17 protein-coding genes and 1 tRNA gene are annotated in these 17,495 nt (G+C 65.4%); 12 read left to right on the top strand and 6 right to left on the bottom strand.

Annotation, left to right across the window (positions count from 1 at the left end):
* Positions 1-69 precede the first annotated feature (69 nt).
* Positions 70-492, top strand: a complete 423-nt coding sequence (locus tag ACYX4S_RS08170) for an Lrp/AsnC family transcriptional regulator (protein WP_476362532.1) — start codon at positions 70-72, stop codon at positions 490-492.
* 79 nt (positions 493-571) lie between these two features.
* Here the strand turns inward: ACYX4S_RS08170 and rpsI are convergent, their stop codons facing one another.
* From rpsI to ACYX4S_RS08155, 3 genes are all read right to left on the bottom strand, one after another.
* Positions 572-1,048 (bottom strand): 30S ribosomal protein S9, encoded by a 477-nt coding sequence (rpsI, locus tag ACYX4S_RS08165; protein ID WP_293724742.1) that lies wholly within the window; start codon positions 1,046-1,048, stop codon positions 572-574.
* Between the two features lie 2 nt (positions 1,049-1,050).
* Positions 1,051-1,518 carry a 50S ribosomal protein L13 gene (rplM, locus tag ACYX4S_RS08160; protein ID WP_422068824.1) on the bottom strand — a complete coding sequence of 156 codons (468 nt, stop codon included), beginning with the start codon at positions 1,516-1,518 and terminating at the stop codon, positions 1,051-1,053.
* 242 nt (positions 1,519-1,760) lie between these two features.
* Entirely contained in the window at positions 1,761-2,174 is a 414-nt protein-coding gene (locus ACYX4S_RS08155) for a PaaI family thioesterase (RefSeq protein WP_476362838.1), read from the bottom strand.
* Between the two features lie 184 nt (positions 2,175-2,358).
* Here ACYX4S_RS08155 and ACYX4S_RS08150 point away from each other — a divergent pair, with 184 nt between their 5' ends.
* The 4 genes from ACYX4S_RS08150 to ACYX4S_RS08135 all read left to right on the top strand — a co-directional run bounded on the left by ACYX4S_RS08150 (position 2,359) and on the right by ACYX4S_RS08135 (position 5,872).
* On the top strand, positions 2,359-3,168 hold the full coding sequence (locus ACYX4S_RS08150; protein WP_476362531.1) for an enoyl-CoA hydratase: 810 nt from the start codon (positions 2,359-2,361) through the stop codon (positions 3,166-3,168).
* A 29-nt stretch (positions 3,169-3,197) separates the two neighbouring features.
* The gene (locus ACYX4S_RS08145; RefSeq protein WP_476362837.1) at positions 3,198-3,722 is read left to right on the top strand and encodes a CoA-binding protein; all 525 of its coding nucleotides are present in this window, start codon (positions 3,198-3,200) and stop codon (positions 3,720-3,722) included.
* A gap of 121 nt (positions 3,723-3,843) precedes the next feature.
* Positions 3,844-4,104, top strand: a complete 261-nt coding sequence (locus ACYX4S_RS08140) for a HigA family addiction module antitoxin (protein WP_476362530.1) — start codon at positions 3,844-3,846, stop codon at positions 4,102-4,104.
* Positions 4,105-4,588: 484 nt separating this feature from the next.
* On the top strand, positions 4,589-5,872 hold the full coding sequence (locus ACYX4S_RS08135; protein ID WP_476362529.1) for an O-acetylhomoserine aminocarboxypropyltransferase: 1,284 nt from the start codon (positions 4,589-4,591) through the stop codon (positions 5,870-5,872).
* 108 nt (positions 5,873-5,980) lie between these two features.
* Here the strand turns inward: ACYX4S_RS08135 and ACYX4S_RS08130 are convergent, their stop codons facing one another.
* Positions 5,981-7,075 (bottom strand): COX15/CtaA family protein, encoded by a 1,095-nt coding sequence (locus ACYX4S_RS08130; RefSeq protein ID WP_476362528.1) that lies wholly within the window; start codon positions 7,073-7,075, stop codon positions 5,981-5,983.
* A gap of 187 nt (positions 7,076-7,262) precedes the next feature.
* Between ACYX4S_RS08130 and ACYX4S_RS08125 the strand changes: the two genes are divergently transcribed.
* The gene (locus ACYX4S_RS08125) at positions 7,263-7,493 is read left to right on the top strand and encodes a DUF2842 domain-containing protein (RefSeq protein WP_293724730.1); all 231 of its coding nucleotides are present in this window, start codon (positions 7,263-7,265) and stop codon (positions 7,491-7,493) included.
* Here ACYX4S_RS08125 and ACYX4S_RS08120 read toward each other — a convergent pair.
* Complete coding sequence (locus tag ACYX4S_RS08120; RefSeq protein WP_476362527.1) at positions 7,468-8,511, bottom strand: polysaccharide deacetylase family protein; 1,044 nt, start codon at positions 8,509-8,511, stop codon at positions 7,468-7,470. The genes ACYX4S_RS08125 and ACYX4S_RS08120 overlap by 26 nt on opposite strands.
* Before the next feature lie 167 nt (positions 8,512-8,678).
* On the opposite strand from ACYX4S_RS08120, the gene ACYX4S_RS08115 reads away from it, so the two are divergent.
* A complete protein-coding gene (locus ACYX4S_RS08115) occupies positions 8,679-9,920 on the top strand; it encodes a GNAT family N-acetyltransferase (RefSeq protein ID WP_293724726.1) in 1,242 nt (413 codons plus the stop codon).
* Between the two features lie 117 nt (positions 9,921-10,037).
* On the opposite strand, the gene ACYX4S_RS08110 is transcribed toward ACYX4S_RS08115, so the two are convergent.
* Complete coding sequence (locus tag ACYX4S_RS08110) at positions 10,038-12,317, bottom strand: exopolysaccharide transport family protein (RefSeq protein WP_476362526.1); 2,280 nt, start codon at positions 12,315-12,317, stop codon at positions 10,038-10,040.
* A gap of 182 nt (positions 12,318-12,499) precedes the next feature.
* Here ACYX4S_RS08110 and ACYX4S_RS08105 point away from each other — a divergent pair, with 182 nt between their 5' ends.
* The 5 genes from ACYX4S_RS08105 to ACYX4S_RS08085 all read left to right on the top strand — a co-directional run bounded on the left by ACYX4S_RS08105 (position 12,500) and on the right by ACYX4S_RS08085 (position 17,376).
* Complete coding sequence (locus tag ACYX4S_RS08105; protein WP_293724722.1) at positions 12,500-13,057, top strand: polysaccharide biosynthesis/export family protein; 558 nt, start codon at positions 12,500-12,502, stop codon at positions 13,055-13,057.
* 122 nt (positions 13,058-13,179) lie between these two features.
* Complete coding sequence (locus ACYX4S_RS08100) at positions 13,180-14,412, top strand: glycosyltransferase (protein WP_476362525.1); 1,233 nt, start codon at positions 13,180-13,182, stop codon at positions 14,410-14,412.
* Between the two features lie 8 nt (positions 14,413-14,420).
* Positions 14,421-15,977: an undecaprenyl-phosphate glucose phosphotransferase gene (locus tag ACYX4S_RS08095; protein WP_476362524.1), complete on the top strand. Its 1,557-nt coding sequence runs from the start codon at positions 14,421-14,423 to the stop codon at positions 15,975-15,977.
* Positions 15,974-17,272: an O-antigen ligase family protein gene (locus ACYX4S_RS08090; RefSeq protein WP_476362523.1), complete on the top strand. Its 1,299-nt coding sequence runs from the start codon at positions 15,974-15,976 to the stop codon at positions 17,270-17,272. The genes ACYX4S_RS08095 and ACYX4S_RS08090 overlap by 4 nt, the downstream gene beginning before the upstream one ends.
* Before the next feature lie 27 nt (positions 17,273-17,299).
* A tRNA-Pro gene (locus ACYX4S_RS08085) sits at positions 17,300-17,376 on the top strand.
* The last annotated feature ends 119 nt before the right edge of the window (positions 17,377-17,495 follow it).

Below are 17,495 nucleotides of genomic sequence, written 5' to 3'. Positions count from 1 at the left end.
ACAAGAACGGATGATCAGACTGACAGGCCCTGCAGGATCTCACTCCTGCATTCCCGGGAATCGCATGCCATGGACGACCTCGACCGGAAACTGATCGCGCTGCTCCGCCACGACGCGCGGCTCCCCGTTGCCTCGCTGGCGGCGCGCCTTCGGGTTTCGCGGGCAACCGTGAAGGCCCGCATCGACCGGCTGGTCGACACCGGCGTGATCCTCGGCTTCACGGTGACGCTCGGCGCACAGGACCGTTCGGCGCCGGTGCGGGCGGTGATGATGGTGGAGGTGGAAGGTCATCGCACGGAGGCGATCGCGCGGCGCCTGCAGGGGTTTCCGGAAGTGCGCGCGCTGCACGCCACCAACGGGCGCTGGGATCTTGTCGCGGAACTGGAGACGGAAACGCTCGCCGATTTCGACCGGCTCCTCTCCGCGATCCGCCTCGTCGACGGGATCGCGGCCACCGAAACCAGCCTGCTGCTCGCCACCCGCAAGGGGTGAGTGCCACAAGCGGGCCCGCAAACGCGAAACGGCCCGCCGATGGCGGGCCGTTCCTGAAGTCGAAGTGTTCCGAAGCGGATCAGCGCTTGGAGAACTGGAAGCTCCGACGCGCCTTCCGGCGGCCGTACTTCTTGCGCTCCACGACGCGGCTGTCGCGGGTCAGGAAGCCTTCCTTCTTGAGGATGCCGCGCAGCTCGGGCTCGTAGTGGGTCAGGGCCTTGGACAGGCCGTGACGCAGAGCACCGGCCTGGCCGGACAGACCACCACCGGAAACGGTGGCGACCACGTCGTACTGGCCTTCGCGGTTGGTCAGCATGATCGGCTGACGCAGAATCAGCTGCAGGACCGGACGCGCGAAATAGGCGACGTAGTCCTTCTTGTTGACCGTGATCTTGCCCGTGCCCGGCTTGATCCAGACGCGCGCGATGGCGTCCTTGCGCTTGCCGGTCGCATAGGCGCGACCCTGGGCGTCAAGCTTCTGCACATGAACCGGAGCCTCGGACGCTTCCGCGTCCAGAGCGCCGCCGAGATCCTCGAGGGACTGGAGCTCAGCCATCGTTACGCCCTCTTGCCATCGTTCTTCGCGTTGAAGGCCTTGAAGTCGACCGGAACCGGCGACTGGGCCTCATGCGGATGAGTGGAGCCGGAGTAGATCCGGAGGTTCTTGAGCTGCGTGCGGCTCAGCGGGCCGCCGGGCATCATGCGCTTCACGGCCTGCTCGAGAACGCGCTCCGGGAAGCGGCCTTCGAGAATGGCGCGCGCGGTGCGCTCCTTGATGCCGCCCGGGTAACCGGTGTGCCAGTAGTACTTCTTGTCGTAGTACTTCTTGCCGGTCAGCACGGCCTTGTCGGCATTGATGACGATGACGTTGTCACCGCAATCGATGTGGGGCGTGAAGGTCGCTTTGGTCTTGCCGCGCAGCGTGTTGGCGATGAAGGCGGCCAGGCGGCCGACGACAACGCCCTCAGCGTCGATCAAGATCCACTTCTTCTCGACCTCGGCCGTCTTGGCGGAGTAGGTCTTCATGGTCGTGGTCCGTTGTTGGGTCCGTGTCCGTCACGGGCCTTCGGTGCGGAAACGCGACCAGGCCCGAGGTCAAGCAAAACGGGCCCAACCCGGGCCCGCTTTCCGTCGGCGCTGTGTCTACGCCGCTTCACTCATCCTGTCAACGACCTTCATTCGCACATCGATGCAAATTGTGCAGCAAAAACAACGATCTGAAAAAACGGTATCATAATACCACACAAATTCATGCCTTTCCGGCCGGTTCAGCGCGGCGGGATCGAATAGGTCGCGGTGGCGTGGGCGACGGGATCTCCGCCCGCACGGCCCGTCAGCGTGCATTCCGTGACGGCCAGCCGCTTGCCGAGCTTCAGGAGCCGGCAGGTCGCAAGAAGATCGCCGGGCTCCGGTTTCCTCAGAAAGTTGATGTTGAGATTGGTGGTCACCGCCAGCGCCACCGGACCGATATGGGCAAGGATCACCGCATAGGCGGCCAGGTCCACCAGGGCCATCATGGTCGGGCCCGAGATCGTCCCGCCGGGGCGAAGATGCCGTTCCAGTGCCCGCACCGACAGCACCGCCTCGCCCTCGGACACCGTCTCCACCTTGTAGATCCGTCCGTCGACATGGATCTGGGGAAACTCCGTCTCGAGAAACGCCTCAAGCTCTTCCACGTTCATCACAGACTGCAAGCTTCTCTCCTCCCCCGCCGGACCGGCCGGCTCTCTTGACGTGTTGGTCAAGGGAGCCCGAAAATCCGTCCTGTCGCAAGTGGAAACAGGATCATGCGTGGCACTCGCTTCCGCCGCTTGCCGGCGCGGGCTATAAGGTCGGCAACACGAAAACATTCCGGGAGAAACGATCATGGCGGACACGAACCATGCGGCGGGCCCGCTGCGCAGCGACCTGGCCGACGGCATCCTGACGCTGACGCTGGCCCGGCCCGAGCGGCGCAATTCGCTGTCGGAGGAGATGATGGCGGCGCTCCAGGCCGCGCTTGACGACGCAGCCTCGAACACGGACGTGCGCGTCATCGTCCTGAAGGCGGAAGGCCCCGTGTTCTCGGCCGGCCACGACCTCAAGGAGATGACGGCCGCGCGTGCCCATGAGGATCGCGGACGCGCCTATTTCACCGACGTCATGGGCCGCTGCGCGAAGCTGATGCAGACGATCGTCACCCACCGCGCGCCGGTGATCGCCGAGGTCAACGGCATGGCCACCGCCGCCGGCCTCCAGCTCGTCGCCTCCTGCGACCTGGCGATCGCGGGCGACAAGGCGCGCTTCTGCACGCCGGGCGTGAACATCGGCCTGTTCTGCTCCACCCCCATGGTGGCGCTGACGCGCAATGTCTCGCGCAAGCAGGCGATGGAGATGCTTCTCACCGGCGAGATCATCGACGCCGGCACGGCGCGCGAGTTCGGCCTGATCAACCGCGTCGTGCCCGAGGACTACCTCGACCAGGTGACCGCGAAATACGCGCAGACCATCGCCGGAAAATCCCCGCTGACACTGAAGATCGGCAAGGAGGCCTTCCACGCCCAGGCGGAAATGCCGCTCGCCGACGCCTATGCCCATTGCGCGCAGGTGATGGTGGAGAACATGCTCGCGCGTGATGCGGAAGAAGGAATCGGCGCCTTCATCGAGAAGCGCGAGCCCGTGTGGACCGGAGAATGAGCATGGCGAGCGAGACGACACCGGCCGACATGAGCCACCACGAGCGCTACACCGACGCCAAAATCCGCCAGGTGCTGGACGAAACAAAGAGCGTCGCCATGGTCGGCGCGAGCGCCAACCCCGCTCGCCCTTCCTTCCTCGTGCTCAAATACCTTCTGTCGAAGGGGTATCGCGTGTTTCCGGTCAATCCGGGCCTCGCCGGCAAGGAGATCCTCGGCCAGACGGCCCATGCAAGCCTCGCCGACATTCCCGAGCCGGTCGACATGGTCGATATCTTCCGCAATTCGGAAGCCGCCCTTGGCGTGACGAAGGAGGCCCTCGCCCTGACGCCGAAGCCGAAGGTCGTGTGGATGCAGCTCTCGGTTCGCAACGACGAGGCCGCACGCCTTGCGGAAGCGGAGGGCGTCACCGTCATCATGAACCGCTGCCCGAAGATCGAGTACGGACGGCTGTCCGGCGAAATCGGCTGGACCGGCGTCAACTCCCGCACCCTGTCCTCCAAGCGTCCGGCGCTGCGATCCGGCTTCCAGCACCGTGGCCTGCGCAAGGAGTGACGGGCCTCGCGCGCAGGGGCCAGGATCAGGAAGGAACGGCGCGACGTCAAAGCTTGCAACTTTCCCTGCCGCCCCCTTTCGTGCAGACTCTTTGCACGGATACAGGCAGGGATCACAGGTTATGGCAACTTCTGTTCACCCCGGAGAAATCCTGCGCGAGGAGTTCCTCGCCGAGCTTGACCTGACGCCTTATGCACTCGCCCGGGCACTGGGCGTACCGCGTACGCGTATCGAAAGGATCGTACGGGAGGAAACACCCGTGACGACCGATACGGCCTTGCGCCTTGGCCGCTACTTCGGCACCAGCGCCGAGTTCTGGATCAACCTCCAGACCCGCCATGACCCAGGGTGTGGACCCAAGAACGAGGCATGTCCGGCGTGAAAACGGCAAGGAGATGCAAGGAGAAGCGCGCCGGGCGGGCCTTCCGCCCGGCCAAGGGCTTCGACGCCGCAAATCGAAGCCGCCTTCACGTCCCTTCGGGATTTGCTCGGCCAGGGCCGGGCAACAGCGTTGCCAGCCTTTGAAAACCGGACGGTTTCCTGCAGGCTTGCGCCTCGTATCCGACCCTGGCGAACAAACCGGACCCGCCTCGTTCTTGGGTCCACACCCTTGCCCTTGCGCGTGCTGAACTGTCCGGGGAGATCGAGGCCATCCGGCCACGCGAGGTTGCCTGAATCCGGATGGCTCTCCCCTCGTCCCGGCGGGTTTGAAAAATCATTCCTCAGGCGCGGGCGGCACCCATATGAAACGCGGCGGGATTTCCCCTGTTCGTTTCCGCCAAGCGGCGGAAAACGCAATCTCTTTGCTTTGACGGGGAAAGCGCCTTCGGACACTATGCCGGCCACGTTTCAACGAGGAGGACCTCATGACCGACCGCATCCCCGGTTTTTCGACGCTTGCGATTCACGCTGGCGCCCAGCCCGATCCCTCGACCGGAGCGCGCGTGACGCCGATCTACCAGACGACCTCCTTCGTCTTCGACGACGTCGATCATGCCGCCTCGCTCTTCGGCCTGCAGGCCTTCGGCAACATCTACACCCGCATCACCAACCCGACGAACGCCGTACTCGAGGAGCGCGTCGCCGCGCTTGAGGGCGGCACCGCCGCTCTCGCCGTCGCTTCGGGCCACTCCGCCCAGCTTCTCGCCTTCCACACGCTGATGACCCCGGGCGACAACATCGTCGCGGCGAACAAGCTCTACGGCGGCTCGATCAACCAGCTCAACCACTCGTTCAAGAGCTTCGGCTGGGAAGTGAAGTGGGCGGACGCGGTGGATCCGGCCTCCTTCGAGGCGCAGATCGACGACCGGACCCGCGCCATCTTCATCGAGAGCCTCGCCAATCCCGGCGGCGTGGTGACCGACATCGCCGCAATCTCGAAGATCGCCAGGGCGCACAACATCCCGCTCATCGTCGACAACACGATGGCGACCCCCTACCTGTGTCGTCCGATCGAGCATGGTGCCGACATCGTCGTCCACTCGCTCACCAAGTTCATGGGCGGACACGGCAATTCCATGGGCGGCGTGATCGTCGACGGCGGCAGCTACGACTGGTCGTCCACCGACCGCTATCCGCTGCTTACCACCCCGCGCCCGGAATACTCCGGCATGGTGCTGCACGAGACCTTCGGCAATTTTGCCTTCGCCATCGCCTGCCGCGTCCTCGGCCTGCGCGATCTTGGCCCGGCACTCGCCCCCTTCAATGCCTTCATGCTGCTGACCGGCATCGAGACGCTGCCGCTTCGCATGCAGCGCCACTGCGACAACGCGCTGAAGGTGGCGGAATTCCTCGCCGGGCACGAGAAGGTCGGCTGGGTGTCCTATGCCGGACTGCCGGGTGATCCGAACCACGAGCGCCAGCAGAGGTACATGCCCAAGGGCGCCGGTGCGGTGTTCACCTTCGGCCTCAAGGGCGGCTATGACGCCGGCGTGGCGCTCGTGTCCAACTGCGAGATCCTGTCGCATCTGGCCAACATCGGCGACACACGCTCGCTGCTGATCCACCCCGCCTCCACCACCCACCGCCAGCTCACGGACGAGCAGAAGACCGCCGCGGGCGCCGGTCCGGACGTGGTGCGCATCTCGGTCGGTCTCGAGGATGCCGAGGACATCATCGCGGATCTGGAGAGCGCCCTCGCCAAGGGCTGACAGCCGCGGTAACGCATATCTTCGAAACACGAAAGGCCGGGCGATTGCCCGGCCTTTTACATTTTCTCAGACGCATTTTCTCAAGCGCTCATGCCCGCCGTGATCGGATCACGCGTCAGCCGGCCGTTTGAACCGGGCACGGCACCACAGTTCCATCACGACCGCCACGACGACCACCGCGAAGCCCTGGTGCAGAAGAGCCAGTCCGAAGGGAATCTGGCCCACCAGCGTGGCGATGCCGATTGTCATCTGGGCGACGAGTGCCCCGGCGGCGGCAAGCGCGGCTCCACGCAGGTGGCGGGTGTCCGCCCGCCTGGCGATGGCCCAGAACACGGCAACCGCCAGCGCCACCACCACATAGGCGGCGATACGGTGCTGGAACTGAACCGTCAGCACGCTCTCGAAATGATTGAGCCACACAGGCGACATCATCCACAGGCCGGACGGCACCAGCGCGCCATCCATGAGCGGCCAGGTGTTGAACGAATGGCCTGCCTTCAGCCCGGCAACAAGACCTCCGAGGAAGATCTGGATGAAGACGGCTGCAACGAGCAATGCCGCGAGAAGCGACAGAGGATGCGGGCGCGCGGCGGCATCCCGGCGAACCGGCGCGAAGGCGAGATAGCGTGCCAGCCCGAAGAGATAGGCGAAGATCAGACATGCCAGCGTCAGATGGGTCGCAAGCCGGTACTGGCTGACGTCGACACGATCGACAAGGCCGGAGGCCACCATCCACCAACCGATGAATCCCTGCAGGCCGCCGAGCGCCAGCCCCGCGACAAGCCAGGGTTTCAGCCAGGGCTCAACGCGTCCACGTGCCCAGAACCACACCATGGGCGCGAAAAAGGCCACGCCGATGAGGCGGCCGAGCAACCGATGGCTCCACTCCCACCAGAAGATGACCTTGAACTCCTCAAGCGACATGCCCTTGTTGATGAGCTGGTACTCGGGAATCTGGCGGTATTTCTCCAGCTCCTCCTCCCATTCGGCAACCGAAAGCGGAGGGATCACGCCGTGGATCGGCTTCCACTCGGTGATGGAAAGGCCCGATTCCGTCAGCCGCGTGGCGCCGCCGACGACGACCATGGCGAGGATGAGCAGGCAGATGGCATAGAGCCAGAGCCGGATCGCCTTGCGGTCCCGGGCGATCCGGTCCTCCCCGGAATTCGGGGAAACATGCGTGTCAGCCGTGATATCGCTCATGGTCCGTCCAGGCCCGTCATTGAGAAACAGCGCGCGAACGGCGCAAATCCGTCCGGCTGAAACCGGTTATAGGCAGGCGCGGAGAATGACAAGGGCGCACGCCGGGCTTGACGCGCACCATGCCCGTGACACATGACCTCAGGCATCAACGCGTTTTTGCGTCACGCTCAGGATCCGGACGACGACCATGACCAATCCCGCCCGCAAGTTCATCGGCATGACGGTGCTCGTCATCTTCGTGATCGTCTATGCTTTCGTGGCAATGGTCATCGGCGACATGACGATGCAGACGGCATCATCGGTCATCCGCTTCGCGTATTTCGCCATCGCCGGACTGGCCTGGACGATCCCCGCCGGCGCCATCATCTGGTGGATGGAGCACGGCTTCCGGCTCAGCCGCAGGCCGGATGCGGATTGATCACGTCGCGGACCCGGCGCATCAGGTTGTAAAGCGGAAACGGTGCGCCAGTCAGGAACTGCGACACGACGGCCGCATTCTGGAAGTAGCCGTTCAGTGACACGCGGGGCAGCGCGAAACGGTCCTCCCGACCGGACAGGACGCCCGGACGGGTGGTAACGGCGGCACGAAATCCCATCTCCCGCACCACGTCGTGCGCCTCGATGTTCACCGCTGCCTCGTAGCCATACGGATAGGCGAAGAACCGGGGGCTGACGTCCAGTTCCTCCTTCAGGCGCTCAAGGCCGCGACCGATGTCGGCGCGCATCCGCTCCCGCGTGAGGCGGGCCAGCGCGAAATGGTCGTGCGTGTGTGCGCCCACCGTGAAAAGCGGATCGCGGGACAATTCGCGCAGTTCGTCCCAGGTGAGAATGAGCTCATCCGCGAGCGCCACGAGATCGAGACCGTGACGCTCCGCCAGGCGCCTGAGCTCCAGGCGCTGGGAATCCTCACCCAGCTCACGGGTGAACCAGTGCAGCACATGGCAGAAGACATGCCGTTTCTCGGCGGTCGTTTCGGCCGGAAAGCGACGCATCCCGGAGCCGACAGGGACCTCGATGGAATCGGCGCCGGCGACAATGCGCGCAAGAGCCTCCCACCAGATCTCCGCCGTGCGGTCCACGAAACCGCTGGTCACGAAGATGGTGAAGGGCACCCCCTGCCTCTTGAGAACGGGCCAGGCGTGGATCAGGTTGTCGCGATACCCGTCGTCGAAGGTGAGAGCGGCGAAACGCCGCCCGCCCCCGTCCCGCCCGTCGATGCCACGCGCCACGGCCTCTTCCAGGGAAACGAGCTCAATGCCCGAGGCGCGGATCTGATCGATGGTACGGTCGAGAAAGTCGGGCGCGACCCGCAAGTGACGGTTGGGCGCGAAGGCATCGCACGGCGACATGGGCGCGACACTGTGCAACGTCAGAACAAGCCCGTGTCCACCCGTCAGCGGCGTCAGCGCACGGCCAAGGCCGCTGCGGTCAAGCAACGCGCAGCCTCCGGCCAGCAATCGGCGGCGCAGATCCATATGCCGTCCCCGGTCCCGTTTTCCCTTGGGACAACCCTATCGACGTTTTCTTTAGAACTCCTTGCTACCAATGAGCGCATCGACACGGTGAACATGGTGCCATGACGAGAGACGTCGGGGGGACTGACATGCAACACGCGACTGCCCGGGCAGACGACCTGCCCGTCATGCGCGCACTCGCGGACCTGCACTCCGAAGACATGGATGTGGAGGCGATGAGGCTGGACGGAATGCTGGAAACCGGAGAGTTCTCCATCCGCACCGAGTCCGATCCCCACCGGGTTGCGGACATCTGGCGCACGCTCCAGGAAAACGCCTTCGGCACGTTGTTCACCAGCTACGAGTGGCTGTCGTCCTGGTACGACCACGTGGGACGCGCACGCGGCATCGAGGCGCTGATCGTTGTCGGCGAGGTCGATGGCGAGCCCGCGTTCCTGCTGCCTCTCTCGATCACTCGCAAGGCCCGCGGCCATCTGCGCATCTGCCGGTTTCTCGGCGATTTCCATGGCAACCAAAACAGCGGCCTGTGGCGACGCGACGTTCTCGCCGGCATTCATGTGCGGAGCCTCCGCAAGGTCCTCCTGAAGGTTGCCGCCAGCCATCGCATCGACCTGTTCGATCTCAAGTATGTGCCCGAGACCATCGACGAGCGCGTTCATCCGCTCATCTGTCCGCATGCGATCGCGAGCCTGAACGCCGTGCACGCCTTCCCGCTCGAAGCCGACTTCGACAAGGTCTACAAGGCGCGGCGGAGTTCCAGCGCACGCAAGAAACTGCGCACCAAGGAGCGCAAGCTGGCCGAGACCGGAACGGTGTGCCACCGGCGCGCCGAAGATCCGGCGACCGCCCTGCGTTTCCTCGAAACGCTCATAACCCAGCGCGGGTTGCGTCAGGCCTCGAGCGGCATTCCCAACGTCTTCGACGCCCCCGACATGCGCGCGTTCCTGACCGAACAGCTCGTGCGCTCCATGGAAGCCGGCGACAACCGCTGCATGATCTACGGCCTCGAGGTCGATGGCGAGGTTCGCGCCACCTATCTTTGCGGAATGCAGTACGAGCGGTTCCACGCCTACACCAACAGCATCTGCGAGGACGCGGGCGTCTACAGCCCCGGAGACCTGCTGCTGCTTCACGTGATCGCCGACGCCTGCCGGCTCGGCGCCACGAGCTTCGATTTCGGACTGGGGGCCGAGCGCTACAAGACCTCCTGGGCCGATCGCGAGGCGCTGATGGACGTCGCCCTGCCGGTCACGCTGAAAGGCCGCGCCGCCATCTTCGCCATCCGCCGGATTCGTGACCTGCGCCGGACCATCCGCAACACGCCGGCCCTCTGGTCGCTGGTGCGCAAGATGCGTCGCCTGCGCGCCTGAGCCGCAGCAAGGGACCCCGAACGCAAAAAGGCCCGGCACCGGGAGACGGTGTCGGGCCTTTTCATGTTCCCTGGCGTTGTTCTCTGGCGTGTCACGCGATGAGAGCGCCCAGCCGGATCAGGCCGCCATGTCCGCGCAGCCGCGCGTGCCGCCGCCCATCTTCTCCACCACGACCGGCGCGCCGGTCTGGTCCTGCAGCATCCGGAGCGCCTCTTCCAGTTCGGGTCCGGCGGGCGAGCCGCCACTGGCCACCACCACCTTGTCGGCCATGGCCAGGATCTGGGCGCTGATCAGCGCGTCGTCGATAAGGCCCAGATCGAAGAACACCTGATCGTAGGTGTGATCGATCGCGTCCATGAGAAGCTCGAAGCGGCCGGCCTGGGCAAGATCGTCGTCAATGTTGCGCTTGCCCGACTCGATCACATGCGCCCGCGACGCCGCATCGCGGTAGATCACGCCGGCAAAGGACGCCGACCCGTCGAGTAATTCGGCGAAGCCGGGAACGGCCTCCGGGTCCGCAAGGTCCGGACGCACCTCCAGGAAGAGCGGAAGAACGCCCTCCTCCGCCGCCTCGCGCACGAGGCGGAAGGCAACCCCCTGCGAGGCCTCGTCACTGTCGACGGACAGCACCGCGACCCGGCGCGGGCGGTCCTCTCCGGCTTCAGCGGGCATGGCAAACGCGGCCGCGTCATGCGGAGCCGGAGCATCGGCCACCGCCATATCCATGTGCTCGTCCGCCTGAACCGGCACATCCGCATCGCCCGCCCGCGTGGCCGCGGCGCGGTCGTTGCCCCAGCCGGCGGCGGCACTGGCCATGCCGCCGTATCCCGCCATGGCACCGGCGGAGGCGCGCCACTGGCCCTGGTTGAGGTCGTCATGCGCGTGGCGGGCACTTTCGGCGGTCCCCGTTTCGCGCGGAGCGGACATCGCGGCCTCGGTGTCGGGAGCGCCCGCGTCCTCATGCTCGTCATCCAGCGGCACGCTGACGAAGGCACGGCCCGAGAGAAACTGTCCGAGAACCACCACGAGCGCACCGAGCAGGAAGGTGACGACGGTCAGGATTGCAGTGATCGGTCCGACCTTGGGCGAATAGGGCTCAAGCGGCACGGTCGCCCTCGAGATCACGCGGGCATCGGCGCCCAGCAACGGCGCATTGCGACGCGTGTCGGCCTCCCGGTAGCGCGTCATGAGCTGATCGAGCTGGGCCGCCTTGACCTGCGCCTCGCGCTCAAGCTCGCGGAGCCGGATCTGGTCCTCGTTGGACTTACCGGCACGCGTCTTCAGTTCATCGAGCGTCTCGTTGAGGGAAGCGACCCGCTCCCGCTGGATTCTGGCCTCGTTTTCCAGGCCGGAGGCGATCTTGGCCGCTTCCTGCCGCACCTGCCGGTCGATGTCGTCGAGCTGGGAGCGAAGCGCGCGGATCTGCGGATGATTCGGCAGCAGGGTCGTCGAAAGCTCGGCGATGCGTCCGCGCAGCTCCACCTGACGCTCGACCAGCCGCTGGATGAGCTGGGAGTTGAGCACCTCGTTGGCGCTCTCGAGCGAGCCGCCGCTCCTGAGCTGCTCGCGGATGAGCTTGGCTCGCGCCTCCGCCTGCGACTGCGCGGCACGGGCATCGGAAAGCTGCGTGCTGATTTCGCCGAGCTGCTGCTGGTCGAGGGTCTGGTTGTCGGCGCCAAGCAGAAGGCCGGCCTGCGAGCGCCAGGCCTCCACCTTTTCCTGCGCTTCCTTCACCTCGCCCTGCAGACGCTCGATCTGGGTCTCGAGCGCGGTGGCGGCGAGATCGGTCGTCTCGCGCTTCACCGACGACTGAAGGTTCAGGTATTCCTCGACGATGCCGTTGGCCACGCGCGCCGACAGCTCCGCGTCACGCGAGGTGTAGCGAACCGTGATGACGCGCGAACCGTCGACGCGAAAGACGTCAAGATGCTCGTAGAGGGTCTTGAGCACGCGCTCCTCAAGCGACGAGCGGCCCGGATCGCGCAACATGCCGAGCGCCACGAACATGTCGGAGACGAGGCTTCCGCCCCCGCCCTGGAACTCGGCCTCGGCGGCAAGATCCAGCCGCTTGGCCACCCGGCGCAGCAGATCGCGGGACATGAGCAGTTCGACCTGGCTCTGGATGCCCTCGTTGTCGAGAAGCGCCCGCTCCTCCTCCACGCCACGCGCATCGCCCGGATAGACGATGTCGGAGGTTTCGATGAGAACCTTCGATTCGGAGCGGTACTTCGCGGGGACGAGCTGAAGCACGACGAAGGCCAGCACCGCGACGGCGATCGTCAGCGGCAGCAACCACCGAAGGGAACGGCGCAGGGCGGCAAGGACCGAAGCCATGTCGATCTCCACCCGCTCTTCCGCCTCGGGGCGGATCAGGCCAGGTGCGCGCGACTCGTTCATGCTCGTGTCTCCAAGAAAGGCTTGAAGATGATGATGGGGCCTTATGGTAAGCGTAGGGTTAACCCTGTTTCCCGGCCCGCACGGTCAGTCCCGCGACAGGTGTGATTGCGAAACCCGCCTCCGATTCACCGCACATTAACCACGTCGGCGGAAATACTGGCGCAACGCTTCAGGAGACCGGGATGTTCAGCCGTATCGCAGCCGCCATCTGCCTTTGCCTAGTCGTTGCCGCGTGCAGCGGCTACCGGCAGCCGCCGTCCGCGTTTCACGACGTGCTGACGAAGCCCTACCGTCTCGACTCGAGCGACACCCTGCGTGTCATCGTGTTCGGACAGCGCGATCTCAACAACACCTACACCGTCGATCAGGCCGGCTACATCTCGATGCCGCTGATCGGCAGCGTGCCCGCCCGCGGCATGACCGCCAGGGAGCTGGAAGGCGCGATCACCACCCGCCTCAAGAACGGTTTTCTGCGGGATCCGGACGTTTCCGTCGAGGTCGCGACCTACCGCCCCATCTTCGTCATGGGCGAGGTCGCCAACTCCGGCCAGTACCCCTACGTCGCCGGCATGACCGCCCAGAACGCCATCGCGACCGCCGGCGGCTTCACGCCGCGCGGGCAGCAGTCCTCGGTCGACATCACCCGCCAGATCAACGGCGAGGTCATGTCGGGACGCGTGCCGATCACCGACCCGGTTCGCCCGGGCGACACGATCTACGTGCGCGAGCGCTTCTTCTGAGTTGCGCGTCAAGAGCGAGTTGCTTCAAGCATTAACCTGAAACTCATCGCTCCCTGCTAGTCTCATCTGCGTCCGAACCGGAGAAACAAACCGGCGGGCGCAGTTCGACAGGGAGAGTTCCGATGACTGCCGCGCCCCTGCGCATCGTGCATCTCGTGCGAGCACCGATCGGTGGCATTTTTCGCCATATCGCCGATCTCGCCCTCGCCCAGACCCGGGCCGGCCACCAGGTCGGCGTGATCTGCGATTCCTCCACCGGCGGCCCCTTCGAGGACGAGGCGATCGCGCGGCTCGCACCCCAGCTCGCCCTTGGCGTGAAGCGCTTTCCCATGCGCCGCCAGGTGACGCCGGCCGACCTCAAGGCTTTGGCCGCACTCTACCGCCACATCTCCGGCCTGAAGCCCGACGTGCTGCACGGGCACGGTGCCAAGGGTGGCGTCTTCGCCCGCACCATCGGCACGGTCATGCGCCTGCGCGGCCACAAGGTCACGCGTGTCTACTGCCCGCACGGCGGCAGCCTGCACTACGACGCCGGCCGGATCGAGGGCCGGATCTATTTCGCGCTGGAAAAGCTGCAGGAGCGGTTTACCGACGCGCTGGTCTTCGTCTCCGACTATGAATATGCCGCCTATGAATCCAAGGTGCGCGCACCGAAGATCCCCGCGAGGGTGGTCTACAACGGCCTCGCGCCGGAGGAGTTTTCCTCGGTGGCGCCGGATGCCGACGCGGCGGATTTCCTGTTCATCGGAATGCTGCGCGACCTCAAGGGCCCGGACCTTTTCATCCGCGCACTGCACGAGCTTGAAACCGCCTACGGCCTGAAGGCGAGCGCCAATATCGCCGGCGAAGGCGAGGACCGCCCCCGCTACGAGGCGATGGTGTCGGAATTCGGCCTCGGCGACCGTGTGCGTTTCCTGGGCCCCCGTCCGGCACGCGAGGCGTTTCGCACGGCACGCTGTGTTGTCGTGCCCTCGCGCGCCGAGGCAATGCCCTATATCGTGCTGGAAACCGTGGCCGCCCAGGTTCCGCTGATCGCCACGCGCGTTGGCGGCATCCCGGAAATCTTTGGCCGCTTCGCCGACCAACTGGTGACGCCGGGCGTGGTATCCGAACTCGCCGCCTCCATGGCACGGGTGAAGAGCGATCCGCAGGCCGCGCGCCGCCAGGCGGAAAGCCAGCGCGCGTGCCTTTCCGAAACCTTCAATGTCGATCTCATGAACGATCGAATCACGTCGCTGTATCTGGAAACACGCGGTCCGCGCAAACCGGACCGTCTTCCGCGCGCGTATGACCAGGGAGCACTTGCACCGGCCCGGCTGACCGTCAAGGCCGATGCAAAGGCTGAGGGAGAGTAACCAGCGCCATGACGACGACGCCCCATTCCGCAGGCATTCTCAAGAACGCTCTTGCAGGCGGCTCCTCCGGCTCGACGACCGGCTCCAACACTCGCGAGGACCCGCCGGCAGAGCCGACCAACCTGTCGCCGCTCGCGCTCAAGGTCGCGGCCGGTCTGCGCAAGTCCGTGATCGCTCCGGCCGTGGTGAGCGGCACGACACGCCTCGTCGATTTCCTCATCGTCGCCGTGGTCGGGCTGGTCAGCATGCACCTTGGCGGGGTCGACCTGATGTCGGTCACGGCCCTCCTGCCCGTTCTCTCGGCCCTGATTCTCACGGCCGCCTTTTTCCAGGCTGCCGACTGCTACCAGATTCCGGTCATGCGACAGGTGCTCGCCCATGGCGCGCGCATCGCGGTCGCCTGGACGCTCGTCGTTCTCACGCTCTACATGATCAAGAGCGTCGGCAACTTCATGCGCGGAATAGACGAGGCGGTTCTCGTCGTTTGGTACGGTTTCGGCCTCGCGGCGCTGCTGGTCGCGCGCGTCGTGACCTCCGGCCTTGTGCGCCAGTGGACCCGCGACGGTCGTCTTGAGCGTCGCGCGGTCATCGTCGGCGGTGGCCAGGTTGCCGCCGACCTGATCCACGAAATCGAGAACCAGCCCAACAACGACATCCGCATCTGCGGACTGTTCGACGATCGCAAGAGCGCGCGTTCTCCCGATATCGTGGCGGGATACCCGAAGCTCGGAACCGTGGCCGACCTGGTCGAGTTCGGCCGGATCGCGCGCATCGACATGCTGATCGTGACGATCCCGCTGCGTGCGGAAAAGCGGCTGCTGGAGTTCATGAAGAAGCTCTGGGTGCTGCCGGTCGACATTCGCCTGTCGGCGCACACGGACAAGGTGTCCTTCCGCGACCGCGCCTCCTCCTTCATCGGCACGGTGCCCTTCGTCAACGTGGTCGAAAAGCCCATGGCCGACTGGGACGGGATCGCCAAGCGGGGCTTCGACATCTGTGTCGCAACCGCCGCGATCATCGCCCTCTCGCCGGTCATGCTGGCCACGGCGATCGCCATCCGCCTCGACAGCAAGGGGCCGGTGCTGTTCCGCCAGAAACGTTACGGTTTCAACAACGAGGTCATCGACGTCCTCAAGTTCCGTTCGATGTACCATGAGATGTCGGATCCCACCGCGAAGAAGGTGGTGACCAAAAACGACCCGCGCGTGACGCCGGTCGGCCGTTTCATCCGCCGCACGTCCATCGACGAGCTGCCCCAGCTCTTCAACGTGCTGCGCGGTGAGCTGTCGTTGGTCGGCCCGCGTCCCCATGCGGTCAACGCCCACACCGACAACAAGCTGTGGGACGAGGTCGTCGACGGCTATTTCGCCCGCCACAAGGTCAAGCCCGGTGTCACCGGCTGGGCGCAGATCAACGGCTGGCGCGGCGAGGTCGACACGCCGGAGAAGATCCAGAAGCGTGTCGAATACGACGTCTACTACATCGAGAACTGGTCGATCCTGTTCGACATCCGCATCCTTCTCGCCACGCCGCTTGCCCTGTTCAAGCCGGAGGGCGCCTATTGAGCCACGCCGCGACCCGCTCGGCACGGTTCGCCCCTGTCGCGTTCGATACGGCGCGCCTGGGTCGGGCCGCGCTTTGGGTCGTGGTGTTTCTCGGCGGCTTCGTTCTCAACGAGCCAGCCCCATATGAACTCGCCATGGTCGCGGGACTCGGCCTCTGGCTTCTGAGCGCCCCCCGCCTGCCGGTCGCCATCGCACCGCTGATCGTGATCGTGACGCTGTTTCTTTCCGGCGGCCTGATCGCGACGCTCATGTCGGACGATTTCGGCGAGGCGATCATGTATATCGCCGTGACCGGGTTTCTCGCGGTCACGGCCCTCTTCTTCGCCGCCATCGTCGCGCAGGCTCCCGATCGGCTCACCACGATCAGCAACGCCTATCTCGCCAGCGCGCTTGTCGTCGGGGCGCTCGGAATCGCCGGATACTTCGGCTACGGCCACGCGATCTTCACGCTCTACGGCCGCGCCAAGGGCACGTTTCAGGACCCCAACGTCTTCGGCCCTTTCCTCGTTCTGCCGTGGACCGTTCTCGTGCACACGCTGATCACGCGCCCCGTCCTGGAGCGTCCGTTCTGGCGACAGGCGGGACGCCTCTCGGCGCTCGCCGTCCTGACGCTGGCCATCCTGCTCAGCTTCTCGCGCGCGGCCTGGGGGCTGGCCGTGTTTTCCGGCCTCGGCGTCTACCTGCTGGTGTTCATGGGAACCCGCGACGCACGTGAACGCGCCCGTCTGCTCGGCTTCGCGCTCGCCGGGGTCGTCGCCTTCGTGGCGCTTTTGGTGGTTTCCCTGTCACTCGATTCGATCTCGGGAATGCTGCTGCAGCGCGCCAAGCTCGTGCAGGACTACGACGCGGCCAGGCTCGGTCGTTTCGCACGCTACGTGCTCGGGTTCCAGATCGTGGTCGATCATCCCTTCGGCCTCGGCCCGCTGCAGTTCCGCAACTTCTTTCCCGAGGATGAGCACAACACCTACATGAAGGCCTTCACCACCTACGGGTGGCTCGGAGGCATTTCGTATCTGGCGCTGGTGATCGTCACCTTCCGCGCCTTTCTGCCGGTCGTGTTCCAGCCCCGCCCCTGGCAATGGGCGGCGCGCTGCGTGTTTGTCGTGCTTGTCGGCCACATGATGATGTCCTTCATCATCGACACCGACCGCTGGCGTCACCTCTACATGCTCTACGGTCTGGCCTGGGGCCTGGTGGCGCTGGAACACGCCGTTCGCGCCCGGGCGAAAAGACCGGTCGAAAACCGGGGATCAACCGCCGTCTCCATGCTTGCGCCCGGCGCACGAAGCGGTTAGGAAGAGCGGGCCTGCAGCGCAGGCAGTCGGGCAGTAGCGCAGCCTGGTAGCGCACTTCACTGGGGGTGAAGGGGTCGTCGGTTCAAATCCGGCCTGCCCGACCATCAAATTCAATTCCTTGGCAATTTCATATGAAATCGGCTCCTGTTCTCATGAACCGGATGCCGTTCGCCTTTGTGGCTCACACCGCCTTCGCGATCCGCGGCGCGCCTGACGCAACGCG

The sequence above is a fragment of the Stappia sp. ABD4_338 genome (assembly GCF_056312175.1).
The sequence above is the reverse complement of the archived record's forward strand: the minus strand, read 5'-3'. Positions and strand labels throughout refer to the sequence as shown.

What these genes read in the sequence shown, in the direction of transcription:
- ACYX4S_RS08170 (WP_476362532.1), top strand. Translation starts at nt 70, where the DNA reads ATGGACGACCTCGACCGGAAACTGATCGCGCTGCTCCGCCACGACGCG.
- rpsI (WP_293724742.1), bottom strand. Translation starts at nt 1,048, where the DNA reads ATGGCTGAGCTCCAGTCCCTCGAGGATCTCGGCGGCGCTCTGGACGCG.
- rplM (WP_422068824.1), bottom strand. Translation starts at nt 1,518, where the DNA reads ATGAAGACCTACTCCGCCAAGACGGCCGAGGTCGAGAAGAAGTGGATC.
- ACYX4S_RS08155 (WP_476362838.1), bottom strand. Translation starts at nt 2,174, where the DNA reads ATGAACGTGGAAGAGCTTGAGGCGTTTCTCGAGACGGAGTTTCCCCAG.
- ACYX4S_RS08150 (WP_476362531.1), top strand. Translation starts at nt 2,359, where the DNA reads ATGGCGGACACGAACCATGCGGCGGGCCCGCTGCGCAGCGACCTGGCC.
- ACYX4S_RS08145 (WP_476362837.1), top strand. Translation starts at nt 3,198, where the DNA reads ATGAGCCACCACGAGCGCTACACCGACGCCAAAATCCGCCAGGTGCTG.
- ACYX4S_RS08140 (WP_476362530.1), top strand. Translation starts at nt 3,844, where the DNA reads ATGGCAACTTCTGTTCACCCCGGAGAAATCCTGCGCGAGGAGTTCCTC.
- ACYX4S_RS08135 (WP_476362529.1), top strand. Translation starts at nt 4,589, where the DNA reads ATGACCGACCGCATCCCCGGTTTTTCGACGCTTGCGATTCACGCTGGC.
- ACYX4S_RS08130 (WP_476362528.1), bottom strand. Translation starts at nt 7,075, where the DNA reads ATGAGCGATATCACGGCTGACACGCATGTTTCCCCGAATTCCGGGGAG.
- ACYX4S_RS08125 (WP_293724730.1), top strand. Translation starts at nt 7,263, where the DNA reads ATGACCAATCCCGCCCGCAAGTTCATCGGCATGACGGTGCTCGTCATC.
- ACYX4S_RS08115 (WP_293724726.1), top strand. Translation starts at nt 8,679, where the DNA reads ATGCAACACGCGACTGCCCGGGCAGACGACCTGCCCGTCATGCGCGCA.
- ACYX4S_RS08110 (WP_476362526.1), bottom strand. Translation starts at nt 12,317, where the DNA reads ATGAACGAGTCGCGCGCACCTGGCCTGATCCGCCCCGAGGCGGAAGAG.
- ACYX4S_RS08105 (WP_293724722.1), top strand. Translation starts at nt 12,500, where the DNA reads ATGTTCAGCCGTATCGCAGCCGCCATCTGCCTTTGCCTAGTCGTTGCC.
- ACYX4S_RS08100 (WP_476362525.1), top strand. Translation starts at nt 13,180, where the DNA reads ATGACTGCCGCGCCCCTGCGCATCGTGCATCTCGTGCGAGCACCGATC.
- ACYX4S_RS08095 (WP_476362524.1), top strand. Translation starts at nt 14,421, where the DNA reads ATGACGACGACGCCCCATTCCGCAGGCATTCTCAAGAACGCTCTTGCA.